The 1,562-nt window shown below is 63.9% G+C and carries 2 protein-coding genes and 1 pseudogene; 1 reads left to right on the forward strand and 2 read right to left on the reverse strand.

From position 1 onward, the window contains the following. Positions 1 to 200, forward strand: a pseudogene (locus tag ACXJL8_RS40660) (MarR family transcriptional regulator); the annotation flags it as partial. 10 nt (positions 201 to 210) lie between these two features. Here the strand turns inward: ACXJL8_RS40660 and ACXJL8_RS40665 are convergent. Next, positions 211 to 1,320, reverse strand: a complete 1,110-nt coding sequence (locus ACXJL8_RS40665; protein ID WP_456686991.1) for an alpha/beta hydrolase family protein — start codon at positions 1,318 to 1,320, stop codon at positions 211 to 213. Positions 1,321 to 1,363: 43 nt separating this feature from the next. Beyond that, on the reverse strand, positions 1,364 to 1,562 hold a 199-nt coding region (locus ACXJL8_RS40670; RefSeq protein ID WP_456686992.1), incomplete at its 5' end, for a hypothetical protein.

Raw genomic sequence — 1,562 nt, forward strand, 5'->3', positions numbered from 1 at the left:
CCGACGCTAGGGTGGTCAGGCTGTCCCTGACCGAGAAGACGCAGAAGCACCTGGCGAGCCTCAACGAGCAGTACAAGACGATCAAGGAATTCGTCTTCCAGGAGTTCGACGAGGACGAGCTGACGGAATTCACCACCAAGCTCGCGACGCTGAAGACCCGGCTCGAGAAGGCCTGCGTTCGCCTGACCCTGGACTTCTGAGGCGAGCGCTTCAGATGCGGCCGGCGGCGCCGAGCTGCGATTCGAGCCAGTCGAAGATGTATTCATTGGCAAGGCTCGGATTGTCCGCATGGGACTGCGCCGCGCCGGTTTCCGCCGCCGTGAACACTTTCAGCATGATCTCGGAGCTGCCGAAGCGGGACTTCTGCACGATCTGACGCGCCCGGTCGGCCTTGAGCCAACCGTCCTCGCCCAGCGTAATGAGCACCGGACATTCGATGCTCGAGGCCATCAGCGGCGCATGCGGCACCGGGACGATGCTGACGTCGCTCATCGCGAAGCGGCTGGCAAAGAAGGCCCGCTCGTGCAGGTCCCACAGGCCGCCGTCGCAGACGGCCGCAGCGAGCCGCGGCTCCTGCAACACCGCGCGCGCCACGAACGAGGAGCCCCAACCGTCGGCGAGCACGGCGACGCGCCCGAAATCGACGTCGCTACGCGTTTCCAGATAATCCATGACGCTGGCGATCGAACTCTCGAGATCCCGGCGCTGGAGCAGCACGTCGACATAGTCGTCGCGCTGGTCGCCCAACAGGTCCAGCGCCAGCATCGAGAATCCCCGCTCGCGCGCGTGCGGCGCGAGCTTGAACAGGAATTCCTCCTTGCGGTGGCCGGGCTCGCCGATGCAGATCACGGTCGGCGCCCGCCCGTTCGCGGACGCGGGCAGGAAGTAGCCCTGCAACGAATGGCCTTCGGCCCAGGGCACTGTCACGACTTCGCCGGCCGGACTGCGCGCCGCGAGGAAGCGGCGGGCGCAATCCTGCATCGCAAGCACCGCGACCCAGCGGCGCTCGTCGGCCTGGTCGAGCGGCATTGCGGCTGCGCCGTAGTAGTTCATCGCACGCAGCCAGTTGCGCTGCGCGGTCGCCATGTGGCCTTCAGCGAACGCGGCCTCGGCACGGTGCCGGTTGGTCCGCGCCAGCTTCTTCCACTCGCGGTGCCAGGACTGCTCGTCGCCGCGCTTGAGATGTCGCGCGATCATCAGGCATTCCGCGATGGCGGCGCCGCCCTCCTGGGCTGCGGTGAGCAGCCGGGTGAATTCAGCGGAGATATCCTCTCTCTCCGGGCAGAGGATCCAGTCGTCGGAGAGGCATGCGGGCATCATCGGAAGCTACGCTCTATCGTCGCGTTATTCCTAATTGACTAAACTATTTTAGTTCGACAACCAAGCTGCCCTGCGTCAAATGCGACCCGTTCAGGATCACCATCGCTTGAACATTGCTTGAACGATGGAGCATGCCGCATGTGTGACATTCCAAATCGTCATAAGGCGGCCAGCACTGGCAAGAGGTGGCACTTAAAATTGTCTGCGCACCTCTTGCCATGATGATCATCATACCCATATCG

Source organism: Bradyrhizobium sp. P5_C11_2 (genome assembly GCF_054049755.1).

What these genes read in the sequence shown, in the direction of transcription:
- ACXJL8_RS40665 (WP_456686991.1), bottom strand. Translation starts at nt 1,320, where the DNA reads ATGATGCCCGCATGCCTCTCCGACGACTGGATCCTCTGCCCGGAGAGA.